The organism is Mesorhizobium sp. 131-3-5, from assembly GCF_016756575.1.
In the GTDB taxonomy this organism is placed as follows: Bacteria; Pseudomonadota; Alphaproteobacteria; order Rhizobiales; family Rhizobiaceae; genus Mesorhizobium; species Mesorhizobium jarvisii.
In genome coordinates this window covers 2611221-2626023 of record NZ_AP023254.1, presented here as the reverse complement: position 1 = coordinate 2626023, position 14803 = coordinate 2611221, and the positions used below count along the sequence as shown (strand labels likewise).

The 14803-nt window shown below is 64.3% G+C and carries 13 protein-coding genes; 3 read left to right on the top strand and 10 right to left on the bottom strand.

The genetic code is table 11. From position 1 onward, the window contains the following. Positions 1-12: 12 nt before the first annotated feature. The 9 genes from JG747_RS12760 to JG747_RS12720 all read right to left on the bottom strand — a co-directional run bounded on the left by JG747_RS12760 (position 13) and on the right by JG747_RS12720 (position 8798). Positions 13-687: a PadR family transcriptional regulator gene (locus JG747_RS12760; RefSeq protein ID WP_064980470.1), complete on the bottom strand. Its 675-nt coding sequence runs from the start codon at positions 685-687 to the stop codon at positions 13-15. A 220-nt stretch (positions 688-907) separates the two neighbouring features. Then, a complete protein-coding gene (locus JG747_RS12755; protein WP_064980472.1) occupies positions 908-1522 on the bottom strand; it encodes a GyrI-like domain-containing protein in 615 nt (204 codons plus the stop codon). 101 nt (positions 1523-1623) lie between these two features. After that, positions 1624-2016 (bottom strand): thiol-disulfide oxidoreductase DCC family protein, encoded by a 393-nt coding sequence (locus tag JG747_RS12750; RefSeq protein WP_027047266.1) that lies wholly within the window; start codon positions 2014-2016, stop codon positions 1624-1626. 13 nt (positions 2017-2029) lie between these two features. Then, the gene (locus JG747_RS12745) at positions 2030-3088 is read right to left on the bottom strand and encodes a DMT family transporter (protein WP_027047267.1); all 1059 of its coding nucleotides are present in this window, start codon (positions 3086-3088) and stop codon (positions 2030-2032) included. A 26-nt stretch (positions 3089-3114) separates the two neighbouring features. After that, positions 3115-3384 carry a putative hemolysin gene (locus JG747_RS12740; protein ID WP_064980474.1) on the bottom strand — a complete coding sequence of 90 codons (270 nt, stop codon included), beginning with the start codon at positions 3382-3384 and terminating at the stop codon, positions 3115-3117. A 102-nt stretch (positions 3385-3486) separates the two neighbouring features. Continuing rightward, positions 3487-3780: a GYD domain-containing protein gene (locus JG747_RS12735; RefSeq protein WP_027047268.1), complete on the bottom strand. Its 294-nt coding sequence runs from the start codon at positions 3778-3780 to the stop codon at positions 3487-3489. A 183-nt stretch (positions 3781-3963) separates the two neighbouring features. Beyond that, complete coding sequence (gene rpoD, locus JG747_RS12730) at positions 3964-5988, bottom strand: RNA polymerase sigma factor RpoD (protein ID WP_019860483.1); 2025 nt, start codon at positions 5986-5988, stop codon at positions 3964-3966. A gap of 366 nt (positions 5989-6354) precedes the next feature. Continuing rightward, entirely contained in the window at positions 6355-8289 is a 1935-nt protein-coding gene (dnaG, locus tag JG747_RS12725) for a DNA primase (protein WP_202361893.1), read from the bottom strand. A gap of 140 nt (positions 8290-8429) precedes the next feature. Continuing rightward, on the bottom strand, positions 8430-8798 hold the full coding sequence (locus tag JG747_RS12720; RefSeq protein ID WP_202361892.1) for an RcnB family protein: 369 nt from the start codon (positions 8796-8798) through the stop codon (positions 8430-8432). 387 nt (positions 8799-9185) lie between these two features. Here JG747_RS12720 and JG747_RS12715 point away from each other — a divergent pair, with 387 nt between their 5' ends. The 3 genes from JG747_RS12715 (at position 9186) to JG747_RS12705 (ending at position 12529) form a co-directional block, all read left to right on the top strand. After that, the gene (locus JG747_RS12715; protein WP_019860486.1) at positions 9186-10850 is read left to right on the top strand and encodes a Na/Pi cotransporter family protein; all 1665 of its coding nucleotides are present in this window, start codon (positions 9186-9188) and stop codon (positions 10848-10850) included. Between the two features lie 131 nt (positions 10851-10981). Then, positions 10982-11191, top strand: coding sequence for a DUF2061 domain-containing protein (locus JG747_RS12710; RefSeq protein WP_019860487.1), 210 nt, complete (start codon positions 10982-10984; stop codon positions 11189-11191). A 153-nt stretch (positions 11192-11344) separates the two neighbouring features. Beyond that, positions 11345-12529, top strand: a complete 1185-nt coding sequence (locus JG747_RS12705) for an MFS transporter (protein ID WP_019860488.1) — start codon at positions 11345-11347, stop codon at positions 12527-12529. 2 nt (positions 12530-12531) lie between these two features. Here JG747_RS12705 and JG747_RS12700 read toward each other — a convergent pair whose 3' ends face one another. Further along, entirely contained in the window at positions 12532-14754 is a 2223-nt protein-coding gene (locus JG747_RS12700) for a heavy metal translocating P-type ATPase (protein ID WP_202361891.1), read from the bottom strand. Between the last annotated feature and the right edge of the window lie 49 nt (positions 14755-14803).

Here is a 14803-nt window from a genome sequence, read left to right as displayed (position 1 = left end):
GTTGCGCCTGGATCAGCGGTGCGTCAGCGCTTCCAGCGCTTCCGCCGCGGCTTCGAGAATGGCGATCGCCTCGGCCTGCTTTTCGGCCGGGGCATCGACGATGTCGCCCAGCGCAGCGCGCAGGCGGTGGCGGATGGCGCGGAATTCGTCGCGCGTCTCCGAACGCTCGCCACGGCCGCCCCGGCCGCCGCGGCGGTCCTCGCCATCATCGTTCCAGCCGAACCAATCGCGCGCCTTGGCCATCTTGCGGCCAAAGCGCTCGAGGTGGTCGAGCACGCCGTCGATCATCTCGCGATTGTCGGCAAGATGCGCCTGTCCGGCCTCGGTGATGGAAAACACCTTCTTGTTGCCTTCGCTCGACGAGACGGCATAGCCGGCCTCTTCCAGGAAGGTTAGCGTCGGGTAGACCACGCCCGGGCTCGGGCTGTAGATGCCGCTGGTGCGCTCTTCCAGTGCCTTGATGATGTCGTAGCCATGGCGCGGCGCCTCGGCCAGCAGCGACAGCGTGATCAGCTTGAGGTCGCCGTCGGCCAGCATGCGGCCGGCGCGGAACATGTCGCCCGGACCACCACGTCCGCCGCCACGACCGCCATGGCCGAACGGACCAAAGCCGCCGCCCCCTCTGCCACCGAATTTGCCGGCCATGTGCATGAACATGCGTTCGCCGAAATGACTATGTCTGTGCATGTTTGCTCCTTGAGTTCTATCTTACGATATATCTTAATTAAGCAGCTTCCCTTTCGGAGTCAAGATATATCTTACGATGTATCGAGGCATGGAACCAGAGGCTTGCTTTCGCCGGACACGCGGCTAGAAGGCGCTTCGCGGGTCGACGACCATTGCGCGAGCGTCTGACATCGGGCTCGAAGGTACCTTCAGGCCCCTTCGACCTGCGGTGTCGTCAGGTCTATCGTTTCGTGACCGGCTGGCGGATCACCGTTTTCAGTTTTTCTGGTGCCGCCTTGCGGGGGTCACCCAGGTAGATCTCGTGGTGCTTCCCGCTTTCGACGAGACCGTTGGCGGGCAGGAATTCCTCATGCAGGCGCAGGATCGTAGGCCCTTCCGCGCTATAGGGTCCGATATGCATGATCTGCACCGCCAGCCCTTCGTGAAAGGACTGCAATCTGAGACTTTCGGGCGGCTGGCCGAGCTTCGCGCGCGCCTTTTCGAGAGCCGCCTCGAACATTTCGGCTGGGATCCAGTCCGGCTGCATGATCATCATGGTCCACGACCAGAGATCCTTGTCGCCCGTCAGGAAGCTCGACATGTCCTCGGCCCACCAGAGGCCTTCCAACGGAGCCACGCCATAATCCTTGCCGAGTTCCTTTTTCGACATGAACTTCAGTGGATAGCTCACCGAGTAGAGCCATTCGATCGCATGCCGGTATTCTTCGGAGGTATTCGGGTCACCCTTGCCGTCGATCATCGCAAACTGCAGCTTGGGAACATCGACCAGGGAAAACACACCGGCAGGAGGCTGCCAGAACGCCTTCATGATTTTTTTGAAGTCGATCTTCTCCATCCCAGACCCTCATCAAAAGTGATGGTTCCATAGTCGGTGCTATCGAGCGGGGCAGCATTGATTGAAGTCAACGCTGCGAGAGGCGACAGGCAAGACAAGGATTACCAGCGGCCCTTGCGCCGGTTCCAGGCGTAGAGCAGGTCGGCGAAGCGATCATAGGCAAGGCGTGTCAGCGGCAAGGCCATCGGATTGCCGAAAAGCGTGGCCAGCCAGCCCTCGCCCGGTGTCGCCCGCCATATGGCAATCGCGACATCAGCGCCGACCAGCAGCCGGCCGGCCGCGTCGGTGGCGTGCAGCCGGCGGCGGATGTCTTCCAGCGAGGCGCCAAAACGGCCAAGCGCCGCCGGCTCCAGATTGATGTCGCGAAACTCGATCCGCCCGGCCTTGACCGCTTCGATCAGCCGCCGCTTTTGCCAGATGATGCCCGCATCGCAGACAGGGCAACGCGTGTTGTACCAGACGGTCAGTTCAGGCTTGGGTGTTTGCTTGAGCATGATCTTGGCATGCTCAGCCGTGGCTATGCCGATGATGCAGGTCCGGATAATGCGGATGCCGGTGGCGCATCGGCGCATGCCGGTGCCAATGCGAATGCGGCTCACTCACAGGCCCGTCATGATCGTGCTGGTGGTGCTCGTCATGCACATGGCTGTGCTCGTGTTCTAGCGCCTCATGGTCATGCTCATGGTCGTGGCGTTCCGACAGATGCAGCCACAGGCCGACGCCCATCAGAAGCCCCGCGATCCCCAGCTTGAGTGTGACGGCATCGCCCAGCATGGCGATGGCCAGCAGCGCACCAATGAACGGAGCCAGCGAATAATAGGCGCCTGTGCGCGCCGTCCCGAGATGGCGCAGCGCCAGGATGAACATCACCAGGCTGACGCCGATGCCGAGGAAGCCGACCGCGGCCGTGGCCGCGACAATGGGCGTCGTGGGAAACGACGCCCCGGCAGCCAGCCCCAACCCGACATTGGCTGCACCCGCCACCAGGCCTTTCAGCATGGCGATCACCACGGGGTCGGTGGCTGAAATCCTACGCGTGAAATTGTTGTCCAGCCCCCAGGCCACGCAAGCCCCCGCCACCAGCAGGGCGCCCGGGTTGAAGGCAACGCCGCCGCCGTCCCACGACAACAGCACCGCGCCCGCCAGGATGGCGAAGGCGCCGAAAAGCAGGCGCCGGTCGACATTCTCGCGGTAGACGAGCCAGGCGATCGCCATCGTCGCCAACCCTTCCAGGTTGAGCAGCAGCGCTGAACTGGATGCCGTGTTGAGGCTGAGGCCGAACATCAACAGCACCGGCGCGAGGATGCCACCCATGCCGATTGCAAGCGCCAGCCAAGGGATATCCCGGGCGGCCAGTTGCGGTTCGCCAGCCGCCGCCTGCTTGCCGCGAAGCAAGCGATAGAGAGCGAGGCCGAGACCGGCGCCGAGATAGAGCAGGCCAGCCAGCATGAAGGGGTTCACGGCATCGAGCAGCAGCTTGGAAAGCGGCGGCGTCGCGCCGAACAGAGCGGCCGAGCCAAGGGCGAGCGGCACGCCGGGCCAAAGATGCGAATGTGTTTCGGACATCATCTCACCCTATGACAGCGCGCATTTCATTTGCCGCCCATCGCCGCCTTTGGCCCGATGCATTTGTTGTCGCGAAACAGCGCCCACTCTTCGCACAGGCGCCCTTTGGGCAGCCGGCAAAACCCGTATTCGTTGCCGGCTCTGTCCTTCCTGATCACCAGGCGCCCGCCGATCTCGCCGCAATGGGCGGATGCCGGATTGGCCATGCCGACCGGTTTTTGCGCGGCAGCACCTGCGGCGAAAGGCATCGACGATATCAAGGCAAGGCTGGCAGCCAGTATCGAGACTTTCTTCATCGCGTTCCCCTGGCCGCAGTCTATCACGGCGAAGCGTCCTGTCCTGCGGCAAAGCGCCGTCAGGCCGGATACCCTTGTCATCGCCTTCAAACCTGCCGCTTGCTATCCAAGCGACGAGATGATCTCGCGGTAGGCGAATTCGGGAAAGGCTTTCAGCGTCCGCGTCCGTATGTTGCCGGCCGCCGCAAGCATCAGCGAGAAACGTGCCAGGACGGCATCGTCGGGTGCTTCGACCACCGCCACCATGTCGTATTCACCCATCGTCAGGTAGAACGCCTTGAACGAGCCGCCCATGTCGCCCAGCTGCTTCCTGGCGGCATCGAGCCGCTTCGGCGAGTCGCGCACGTTCTTCGCGCCCTGCTCCGTCCAGTTCATCAGCACGATGTAGCTTGTCATGGCACACCTCCCTCCGGGGCCACGGAGCACGGCATCTTCGCCGGGGCGGGCATCCGGGTTGTCGCCCAGAAAATGCATCCGACCTGGAAATTATCCTCCCGAAGGCTGCGAGCTGCAAGAGCGCGCGCCACAAACGAAAAAGGGCGCCAGTGGCGCCCTTCTAGATTTTGCTGTCGGTCTGTCTCAGCTGTCGAGGAAGCTGCGCAGCTTGCGCGACCGGCTCGGGTGCTTGAGCTTGCGCAGCGCCTTGGCTTCGATCTGGCGGATACGCTCGCGGGTGACCGAGAACTGCTGGCCGACTTCTTCCAGCGTGTGGTCGGTGTTCATGCCGATGCCGAAGCGCATGCGCAGCACACGCTCCTCGCGCGGTGTCAGCGAGGCGAGAACCCGCGTGGTGGTCTCGCGCAGATTGGCCTGAATCGCCGCGTCGATCGGGAGGATCGCCATCTTATCCTCGATGAAATCGCCCAGATGCGAATCCTCCTCGTCGCCGACCGGCGTTTCGAGCGAGATCGGCTCCTTGGCGATCTTCAAGACCTTGCGCACTTTTTCGAGCGGCATGGCGAGCTTTTCGGCCAGCTCTTCCGGCGTCGGCTCGCGGCCGATCTCGTGCAGCATCTGGCGCGAGGTGCGCACAATCTTGTTGATCGTCTCGATCATATGCACCGGGATGCGGATGGTGCGCGCCTGGTCGGCGATCGAACGCGTGATCGCCTGCCGGATCCACCATGTCGCGTAGGTCGAGAACTTGTAGCCGCGGCGGTATTCGAACTTATCGACCGCCTTCATCAGGCCGATATTGCCTTCCTGGATCAGGTCGAGGAACTGCAGGCCGCGATTGGTGTATTTCTTGGCGATGGAGATGACGAGGCGCAGATTGGCCTCGACCATTTCCTTCTTGGCGATCGCGGCTTCGCGCTCGCCCTTCTGCACCTGGTTGACGATCTTGCGGAATTCCAGGATCGAGATCGCCGTTTCGGTGGCCAGGTGCTGGATCTCGGCGCGCAGGTCCTTGATCGCATCCTTCTCGTTCTTGGTGAATTCCTTCCAGCCGCGCGAGGTCAGATTGCCAATCGCGCGCGTCCAGTTGGGATCGAGCTCGGAACCCTGGTATTCCTTCAGGAACTCCTCGCGGCGCACACCATAGCTTTCGGCGAGGCGCAACAGCTTGCCCTCGTTCTGCACCAGGCGTTTGTTGATGTCGTAAAGCTGCTCGACCAGCGCCTCGATGCGCGCCGTGTTGAGCGACAGCGACTTCACCGCCTTGATCAGCTGGTCCTTCAGCTCCTTCAGCCGGCGGTCCTGGCTGGGCGACAGCGTGCCGGCGGCGGCCAGACGGTTCTCGACCTGCTGGTCCTGCAGCTTGCGCAGCTTCTTGTAGGTGTCGGCGATGACGTCGAGCGTCTCCATCACCTGCGGACGCAGTTCGGCTTCCATCGCCGCCAGTGACAGGCTCGCCTCGTCCTCGTCTTCCTCGTCATCGTCCCCGATGCCGCGCGTATCGGCGCCGACATTGGTGATGTCGTCTTCATCGTCACGCCCGCGGCGCGGCTTTTCCTCGGCCTTCGGCGCTTCCTCGATGCGCTCGACCACCGGCGCCTGCTTGGCTTCCGGGCCGGCATAGGTCGCTTCGAGATCGATGATCTCGCGCAGCAGGATCTTGGATTCGTTGAGCTCGTCGCGCCAGATGATGATGGCCTGGAAGGTCAGCGGGCTTTCGCACAGGCCCGCGATCATCGTCTCGCGACCGGCCTCGATGCGCTTGGCAATGGCGATTTCGCCCTCGCGCGACAGCAGCTCGACCGAGCCCATTTCGCGCAGATACATGCGCACCGGATCGTCGGTGCGGTCGGTCGGCTCTTTCTTGGTGGTGGTGGCGGCGACCGCCGTGCCGGTCTGTTCGGCCAGCTCGTTGGCGTCTTCCTCGGCGTCCGCCGCGGTGTCGCCGGCCTCGGCCTCTTCGCCCTGCTCGTCATCCTCGACGACGTTGATGCCCATGTCGGACAGCATCGCCATCGTGTCCTCGATCTGCTCGGAGGTCACTTCCTCGGAAGGCAGCACCGAATTCAGCTCGTCCATCGTGACATAGCCGCGCTTCTTGGCGGCCTTGATCATCTTCTTGACAGCATCATCGGAAAGGTCGAGCAGAGGGCCATCGGTGGCGCCTTCGCGTTCGGTCTCGACCTCTTCCTTTTCCTTAGTCGCCATAATTTTTATCTTCTCCTAGCGGCCGGGCATCGGGGCCGCGTAAGCTGTCGGACCAGTCAAATCGGATAGGCTCGTTTCGAAACGCGCTTCACCGGGCCACTAACTTCATTGATCGTTAAGTCCAGATTAACCCTGATATCTGTGGCAGGCGGCCTGCCTGTCCAGTGACCAGTACCTCACATCGCTCATTTCCCGTCGGCGCGGGTGCGGGTTAACGTTTCGAATCGTCCTGATTCCGCCATTCTGTCTGAAGGTCAAGCGCCTCTGGCATGATTCGCATGAAAAAAGCGAATCAATTACCCGACTTAGCGCGCCTTGCTCCCCTGGGAAGCCCGGCCACGCTCTCATTCCTGCACTCAGTTGCACTTAGGCTCGCCCAGCCCTGCCCGACGAAACGCCGAATCCTTCGATCAGCGCTTCCGTCGCCTGTACATCCTGAAATTGCGCCTGAATTTCGATCAGATGGCGGAAGTTTTCGTCCGATGGATCTGCTTCGAGCGCCGCTTCCGCCTGTTTCAGCTCCTTATGTAAGGTGCGCGCGCTGCGCTGCAAGTGCAGCGCCTGGTTCAGAGCGTCGCGGGCGTCGTCGAGTGCTGCCGTCTCCAGCGCCGGCCATTGCCGTGCCCGCCGGATCAGGCCGACGGCGCGCTCCCAGATCTCGGCGCAGCCGGCACGCTCGATCGTCGCCACCAAGGCGTGGCGGTCATTGGCCATGTCATGCGCCATCGCGTCGAGGATGGCGGCGTGCAGCCGCTGCAGTTCGGAATTGGCGAGGTCGAGAAATTCGACATGGGCGAAATTCTCGTCGATCAGCGCCGGATGGTTGACCAGCGCCACGATGATCGTCGCCTCGCGCACCGACATGCCCTCGCTGCCGCGCTTGACCAGCGCCGACTGGCCGAGGCTTTCGGTGATCGCCATGCGGCCGCCACCAGGCTTGGCGAACTGCCCACCGGGTGCGGCTGCCTTGCCCTGCCCCGGTTTCCAGTCCTGGCGCCCTTGCCGTGTATCGCGCTGCGAGCCGAAGAAGCTCTTTTCCCGCTCACGCATTTCCTGCTGATAGTGATAGCGCGTGCTTTCGTCGCGGATGCGGCTGGTCAACTCCCGCAGCGTCTTTCCCAGTTCCGCCCGGCGCTCCGGCGTGTCGAAGACACCGCCCGCAGTCTCCCGCATCCACAACAGGTCGACCAGCGGCCGCGCGTCGGCGAGCACGGCGCGGAACGCGTCCGGCCCTTCGGCCTTGACCAGGTCGTCGGGATCCTTGCCCTCCGGCAGCAGCGCAAAACGTGCCGAGCGCCCGGCCTGCACCGACGGTAATGCCAGATCTGCGGCACGCCATGCCGCCTTCAGCCCGGCCTTGTCGCCGTCGAAGCACAGCATCGGCTCCGGCGCCATGCGCCACAACAGTTCGAGCTGGTTTTCGGTGAGCGCGGTGCCGAGCGGCGCCACGGCATTCTCGAACCCGGCCTGCGCCAGCGCGATGACGTCCATATAGCCTTCGACGGCAATGACCGTGCCATCCTTGGCGAGCGCCTTGCGCGCCCGGGCGAAATTGTAAAGCACGTTGCCCTTGTGGAAGAGCTCGGTATCGGGCGAGTTCATGTACTTGGCCAGCGCATCGGGCGCCAGCGCCCGGCCGCCAAAAGCGATGATCTTGCCGCGCGAATCCGGGATCGGGAACATGATGCGGTCGCGGAACCAGTCATAGGAGACCGGAATGTCGTCGCCGTGCCGCACCAGCCCACAGGCTTCGATATCGGCCTTCGGCACGCCCTTGGCGGCAAGATGTTCCTTGAGCGCGTTGCGGCTGTCCGGGGCGTAGCCCAGCCGGAACGACTGCTGCGTCGCCGGCGTCAGCCCGCGGTCCCTGAGATAGGCGCGGGCCTTTGCCCCCTCAGGCCCCTGCAGCCGCTCCTGGAAGAAGGTGGTCGCCATCTCCATGACGTCGGTCAGGCTGGCGCGTTCCTTCTCGCGCCGCTCTTCCTGGGCGTCGCGCACCGGCATCGGCACGCCTGCCATGTCGGCGATCTTCTCGACCGCTTCGGGGAAACTCATTCCGTCGAGTTCGGTCAGGAATTTGAAATGATCGCCCGAGACCGAGCAGCCGAAACAATGGTAGCGGCCCTTCTTGTCCTCGCAGTGGAAAGACGGGCTCTTCTCGCCATGGAACGGGCAGCAGGCCCAAAAGTCGCCACGCGACGCGTTGGTCTTCCTGCGATCCCACGCGACGCGCTGGCCGATAACCGATGAAATCGGCACGCGGTCGCGGATCTCGTCGAGAAAGGCGGGCGGAAAGCGCATTGAGGGAACTCGTTTCCCCACCATATAATCATGCCAGCGAAATCCGACGACCCCCAATACCGGCCATACCCGGTTTCCACAGGGCAAAAAGAAAGGCGGCCGTTGCGGGCCGCCCTCTTTTCCAGGCCAATGCTGGAAGCTTAATGCGCGGCGATCGCGCCGAAGATGATGCCGGATAGGACACTCACCAGCACATAGTCGTTGCCGACGCGGATCCATTCCTGGCCGCGGCCGGGACGATGCAGGCCGTAGCGGCCATAGTCGCGGATCGGCTTGTGCTGCCTCCAGCCCGAATATTTCTGGCCGTTGCGCCAGTGGTTCCGCTTCACGACGACCTTCTTCTTGAAGACGCGCTTCCTCACATCATTGTGGTGGCCCGGCTTCTGCCAGTCGACCTTGGTGTAATTCGACTGCGGCGCGACCGGCGCGTTCATCGGCGCGGCCTGGCCGGCAAGTGAGGTGGCGGCCAGCATCGAGACGGCGAGGACAGAAAGAACAATGCGCTTCATGAGAAATCTCCTTGGTTGTCGATGCCCGAGGAATAGCGGCCGACGGATGAACTGAAACTGAACGCCGGCATTACAATTGTGTAATGAAATCTTCTGCTTATTGCAGATATTTGAACATCATCGCAAAGACGAGTGTCGGCCACTCGGCAAAAGCAGCCGTTCTCCGGATCGGCCAAAGCCCGGCTGTGCAACCATTTGCGTACCCGTCCATTTCCCGACACGGCCTGTCGCCACGCGGCGGCCTCTTGAAATCGACAAAGTTTTATTATCCGGCTAAAATATTCCCGCTATTATTCACAGTGTCATGATCATGATTCGAACCCTTGCTTTTCCGCCTGTTCGCCGCGCCGCCCGCACTGCGTGCCCTGTCCTCATGCAGGCGCCGAAATGAGCGGCTCCGTCGTCCTTCTGCATCTGGCCGGCGCCGTGGCGCTGATGCTGTTTGCCACCCGCATGGTGAAGACCGGCGTCGAGCGCGCCTATGGCGATGTGCTGCGCCACAGGCTGCGCGCCACCATGCGCAATCCGATCATGGCGGTGCTGGCCGGCACCGGCCTTGCCATCGCCCTGCAGAGTTCGACTGCCGTGACGCTTTTGGTCGGCTCCTTCGCCGGTTCTGGTATCGTCTCGGGCGCCGCCGGCCAATTGGCCGTGCGCGGCGCCGAGATCGGCTCGGCGCTGGTGGTCAAGCTGCTGACTTTCGACCTCACGCTGCTGGTGCCGCTCTGCCTGATCACCGGCACGGTGATGTTTATGGCCACCGAGCGTCGCGACTGGCGCCAGACCGGCCGCATCCTGGTCGGCATCGGCCTCTTGATCCTGTCGCTGGAAATGATCGGCCAGGCGTCGGAGCCGCTGCGCAACAGCCAGCTCATGCCGGTCATCATCAATTACTTCTCCAGCGATTCCATCACCGCCTATCTCTTGGCGGCGCTGATCACCTGGCTGTTCCAGTCCAGCATCGCCGCGGTGCTTTTGATGGCGACCCTGGCCGGCCGCGGCCTGATCAGCCCTGAACTCGGCGTCGTCCTCATCCTCGGCGTCAATCTCGGCTCTTCCATCATCGCCCCGATGCTGACCCGGTCAGCCGGGCCCGCTGTGCGCGTCGTGCCGATCGGCAATCTGCTGATGCGCGGGCTGGGCTCGCTGGTCATGCTGGTCCTGTTCATGATCGTCCGGCCGCATGTCGGCTTCCTCGGCGCGACGGCGGCCGACCAGATAGTCAACGCCCACATCCTGTTCAACGTCATCATCCTGCTGGCCGGCCTACCGCTGGCCGGCTTCGTCTACCGCGCCTCGGAGAAGATCGTCGCGCTCGGCACCAAGGCAGCGCCGGCCGCCTCGCTCGACGTCATCGAATTGTCCGCGCTCAACGAGAGCGCGCTGGATGTGCCGAGCCAGGCGCTGGCCAATGCGACGCGCGAGGTGGTGCGGGTCTGCGAGACAGTCGAGATCATGCTGAAGCGCATCATCGAGCTCTACGAGAGTGCCGACACCGACAAGATCAAGGCGTTGGCCGCCCTCGACGACCGTGTCGACCGCAAGCATGCGGCGATCAAACTCTACCTCGCCAAGGTCACCAAGAACCCGCTGACCGAGGACGAGGCGCTGCGCTGCCAGGAACTGATCGGCGCCTGCGTCAAGCTCGAGCAGGTCGGCGACATCATCGTGCGCAACATGCTGGTGCACGTGAAGAAGAAGGTCGATCGCGGGCTGGAGTTCACCGACGAGGGCTGGAGCGAATTGTGCGCCTTCCACGGCTCGGTGCTGGCCAATGCAAGGCTTGCCTTCAACGTGCTGGTCTCGCGCGACCCCGAAACGGCGCGTCAGCTGGTGCTGGAGAAGGACCAACTGCGCGACCGCGAGAAGGAAACCAGCGCCAGCCATTTCCTGCGGCTGCGCGAAGGCACCGCCAAAAGCGTCGAGACCAGCTCGATCCACCTCGACACCATCCGCGACCTGAAGCAGATCAATTCACTGCTGGCCTCGATGGCCTATCCGGTGCTCGAAGAGCGCGGCCTTCTCACAGGATCACGACTGAAGGCCAGCTAACGAGAAGGGATTTGCCACGGCGGCGTCAATTTGGGAACAAGCTTGCGTCGTTCCGGCTCGGACGGCAAAATTAGTCTTTGCTCACCCTCCCGCCCGTCGGCTAAGCATCTGATGCCCCCGGGAGGAAATCGATGGACACCCATTCGCGCAGTTTCGCCAAGGCGCTTTCCTGGCGCATAACCGGCACCATCGACACGATGATCATCTCGCTTGTGGTGACTGGCAGCATCAAGCTGGCGGCCGCCATCGGCGTGACGGAGGTCTTCACCAAGTCGCTGCTCTACTATTTTCATGAGCGCGCATGGCTGAAGATCCCTTACGGGCGCAGGACCCCGGTCTAGCAGCTTGCCCACTGCCGGCATGCACTGCCGATTGCCAAGCCAGCGGCTGACGCGAGGGAATTCGGTCAAGAAAACCTAAAGTCGCGACAAAAATTTCTGGATTGCCCGCGCCGCCCATCCGTGGTTTGACGCCGTTCCAGCCAAGGCTTTCCCATGTCGCTTCCGCTCATTGCCCTGTTCATCGCCGCTTTCGCTTTCGGCACCACCGAATTCGTCATTGCCGGCGTGCTGCCGCAAGTGGCGGAAGGGCTCGGCGTTTCGGTTCCATCCGCCGGCTATCTCGTCTCCGGCTATGCCTGCGGCATCGCCATTGGCGGCCCGCTGCTGGCGCTCGCCACCAAATCCCTGCCGCGCAAGACCTTGCTGCTCGGCCTCGCCATCGTCTTCACCATCGGCCAGGCGGCCTGCGCGCTGGCGCCCGACTTTACCTCGATGCTGCTGCTGCGCATCGCCGTGGCAGTCGCGCACGGCGCCTATTTCGGCGTCGCCATGGTGGTCGCCGTCGGCCTGGTTCCCGAGGACAAACGCGGCATGGCGGTCGCGGTCATCCTGTCCGGCCTCACCGTCTCCAACGTCATCGGCGTGCCGGCGGGCACCGCCATCGGCAACATCTGGGGCTGGCGCGCCACCTTCTGGGTGATGTGTGCGCTCGGCGTGGCGGCAACGCTCGCGATGACTGCCCTTCTGCCGCGCACCGCCGGGTATCAGGCCAAGCCCGCCGGCCTGGCGCGTGAGGTCCGCGTGCTGGCGCGCCAGCAGGTCTGGACCTCGCTGATCCTGATGCTCATGCTGATGCTCGGCCAGTTCTGCCTGTTCACCTACATCACGCCGACCTTGCTTGAGGTCACCGGGCTCGACGAAGACTTGGTGCCCTGGGTGCTGCTGCTCAACGGCGTCGGCGCGACGCTTGGCGTCTTCCTCGGCGGCAAGCTGTCGGACTGGAAGCTGATGCCGTCGCTCATCACCATGCTGGCCCTGCAAGCGGTGACGCTGGCGGTCATCTATGCCGTCAGCCCCTACCCCGTGCCGATGATCGTGGCGATCGTCATCTGGGGCGGCCTCAACTTCGCCATCGGCACGCCGATCCAGACCCGCATCCTGGCCTGGACGGCCGACGCGTCCAATCTTGCCTCATCACTGATCCCGTCCGGCTTCAATGTCGGCATCGCGCTGGCCGCGTCGCTGGGCGCCGCCATGCTCAATGCCGGCTACGGCTACCGCAGCTTGCCCGTGGTGGGCGCTTTCGCCATGCTGGTCGCCGTGGTGGTGGCTGCCATCTCCCAGGTCTGGGAAGCGCGCAGCAACGCCACGCCGCCGCTGACGGCACCGGCGGAGTAGCCTCACCCGCGCCAGCGCAACAGGCGCATGGCGTTGGCGGTGACCAGCACGGTGGCGCCGGTGTCGGCCAGGATCGCCGGCCACAGGCCGGTAATGCCTGAAATGGTGGTGACCAGGAACACCGCCTTCAGTCCCAGCGCCACGGTGATGTTCTGGCCGATATTGGCCATCACCGCCCGCGACAGCCGCACCATGCGGGCAACGTCCATGACGCGGCCATGCAGGATCGCCGCGTCCGCCGTCTCCAGCGCCACGTCGGTGCCGCCGCCCATGGCGATGCCGATGTCGGCTGCGGCGAGCGCCGGCGCGTCGTTGATGCCATCACCGACCTTGGCCACCTTCAGCCCCTCGCGCTGCAATTCGCCGACGATGCGCTGCTTGTCCTGCGGCAGCAGTTCCGTCCGCGCCTCGATGCCGAGCGAAGCGGCGATGGCTTGCGCCGTGCGGCGATTGTCGCCGGTCAGCATCACCGCGCGGATGCCCTCCGCCTTGAGCGCCGCAATGCCAGCCGCCGCATCCGGCCGTGGCTCGTCACGCACGGCGATCAGCCCGGCCACCACGCCATCGGCGACCAGCACCGACACGGTCTTGCCCTGGCCGTTGAGGCTGTCGATGGCAAGGCGCTGTGCTTCCGTAATATCTGCGCGTTCGTCCGCCGCCGGGCCGGATCCGAGGAAGACAGTCACGCCGCCGACACTGCCCTCAACCCCCTTGCCCGAGATCGCTCTGGCGGCCAGCGCCGGCGGCATCGGCACCGGCGCCTTGGCGGCGCTGGCCCTGTCCAGGATCGCCACCGCCAGCGGATGGCTGGAGCCTTGTTCGAGCGCTGCCGCCAGCGCCAGCACGCTGCGCTCATCGCGGCCATAGGCAACGATGTCGGTAATGGCAGGCTTGCCCGCGGTCAGCGTGCCGGTCTTGTCGAAGGCCACCGCCGTGATCCGGCGAAAGCCTTCCAGCACCGCGCCGCCCTTCATCAGCAGGCCGCGCCGCGCCCCGGTCGCCAGACCGGCGGCGATCGCGGCGGGCGTCGAGATGACCAGCGCGCAGGGGCAGCCGATTAAGAGGATCGCCAGGCCCTTGTAGATCCATTCGCTCCAGTCGCCGCCGGCGATGAGCGGCGGCAGCACGGCTACCAACGCGCCGACCGCCAGCACGCCCGGGGTATAGTATCGCGAGAAGCGATCGATGAAGCGCTCGGTCGGCGCCTTGGCCTCCTGCGCCTCCTCGACCAGGCGCACGACGCGGGCGATGGTGTTGTCGGAAGCCGCCGCTGTCACGCGCACTTTCAGCACGCCATCGCTGTTGATCGTGCCGGCGAAGACGGGTTCCGCGACACCCTTGCGCTTCGGCGTGCTTTCGCCGGTCACCGGCGCCTCGTCAATGTCGCTCGAGCCTTCCACAATCTCGCCATCGGCCGGGATGCGGTCGCCCGGCCGCACCACGATGACGTGGCCCACGGCGAGCTGTTCGGCGGGAACTTCGACCGTGCCGCCTCCCCGCTCGACCAGCGCCGTCTTCGGCACCAGATCGGCCAGGCCCTGTATGCTGGCCCGCGCCCGGCCGGCGGCGACCCCTTCCAGAAGCTCGCCGATCAGGAACAGCACCACCACGGCGGCGGCTTCTTCCGTTGCATTGATCATCACCGCACCAGCAGCGGCAATGGTCATCAGCATCTCGATCGAGAACGGCGTTCCGGCCAAGGCAGCCATCAGCGCGCGCCGCGCGATCGGCACGAGACCGACCAGCAACGCCGCCAGGAAAGCCCAGCGCTCGGCCGAAGGAAACAGATGGCCTATGCCATAGGCGGCGAGCACCGCTGCGGCACAAGCCAGCGTCAGCGCCGCACGGCGGGTACGCCACCACGCCTGCCGTGCGGGGTGGCTGTGCAGATGGGACGACCCGGCGGCCTCTTTGGTGATTTGTTGGCCGCCGCCATGGTCATGGCCTTCGTGATCATGAGCGGCATGATCATGCGCCCTGGTCTCCGGCCCATCGGTCCTGGCCTCCGCCTTGACGATGCCGTAGCCCAGCCGCGCCACCTGCCGCAGCACCTTGTCGTCGTTGAGCGGCCCGCCATGGCTGACCGTCATGCTGGCGCCGGTCACCGAAACCGAGACATCCGCGACACCGTCGAGACGGCGCACCGCCGTGTCGATCTTGGCCGCGCACGACGCGCAATCCATGCCGCCGATCTTGAACCGTGTCTGCGTTAGAGGAGAAGTCATGCCATCACCCGTCTGCTTTCTCACCCACGCGGCGTGCCGCCGCACGGGT

Excerpts from the sequence above, each read along its gene's own strand:
- JG747_RS12760 (WP_064980470.1), bottom strand. The coding sequence starts at position 687 with ATGCACAGACATAGTCATTTCGGCGAACGCATGTTCATGCACATGGCC.
- JG747_RS12755 (WP_064980472.1), bottom strand. The coding sequence starts at position 1,522 with ATGGAGAAGATCGACTTCAAAAAAATCATGAAGGCGTTCTGGCAGCCT.
- JG747_RS12750 (WP_027047266.1), bottom strand. The coding sequence starts at position 2,016 with ATGCTCAAGCAAACACCCAAGCCTGAACTGACCGTCTGGTACAACACG.
- JG747_RS12745 (WP_027047267.1), bottom strand. The coding sequence starts at position 3,088 with ATGTCCGAAACACATTCGCATCTTTGGCCCGGCGTGCCGCTCGCCCTT.
- JG747_RS12740 (WP_064980474.1), bottom strand. The coding sequence starts at position 3,384 with ATGAAGAAAGTCTCGATACTGGCTGCCAGCCTTGCCTTGATATCGTCG.
- JG747_RS12735 (WP_027047268.1), bottom strand. The coding sequence starts at position 3,780 with ATGACAAGCTACATCGTGCTGATGAACTGGACGGAGCAGGGCGCGAAG.
- rpoD (WP_019860483.1), bottom strand. The coding sequence starts at position 5,988 with ATGGCGACTAAGGAAAAGGAAGAGGTCGAGACCGAACGCGAAGGCGCC.
- dnaG (WP_202361893.1), bottom strand. The coding sequence starts at position 8,289 with ATGCGCTTTCCGCCCGCCTTTCTCGACGAGATCCGCGACCGCGTGCCG.
- JG747_RS12720 (WP_202361892.1), bottom strand. The coding sequence starts at position 8,798 with ATGAAGCGCATTGTTCTTTCTGTCCTCGCCGTCTCGATGCTGGCCGCC.
- JG747_RS12715 (WP_019860486.1), top strand. The coding sequence starts at position 9,186 with ATGAGCGGCTCCGTCGTCCTTCTGCATCTGGCCGGCGCCGTGGCGCTG.
- JG747_RS12710 (WP_019860487.1), top strand. The coding sequence starts at position 10,982 with ATGGACACCCATTCGCGCAGTTTCGCCAAGGCGCTTTCCTGGCGCATA.
- JG747_RS12705 (WP_019860488.1), top strand. The coding sequence starts at position 11,345 with ATGTCGCTTCCGCTCATTGCCCTGTTCATCGCCGCTTTCGCTTTCGGC.
- JG747_RS12700 (WP_202361891.1), bottom strand. The coding sequence starts at position 14,754 with ATGACTTCTCCTCTAACGCAGACACGGTTCAAGATCGGCGGCATGGAT.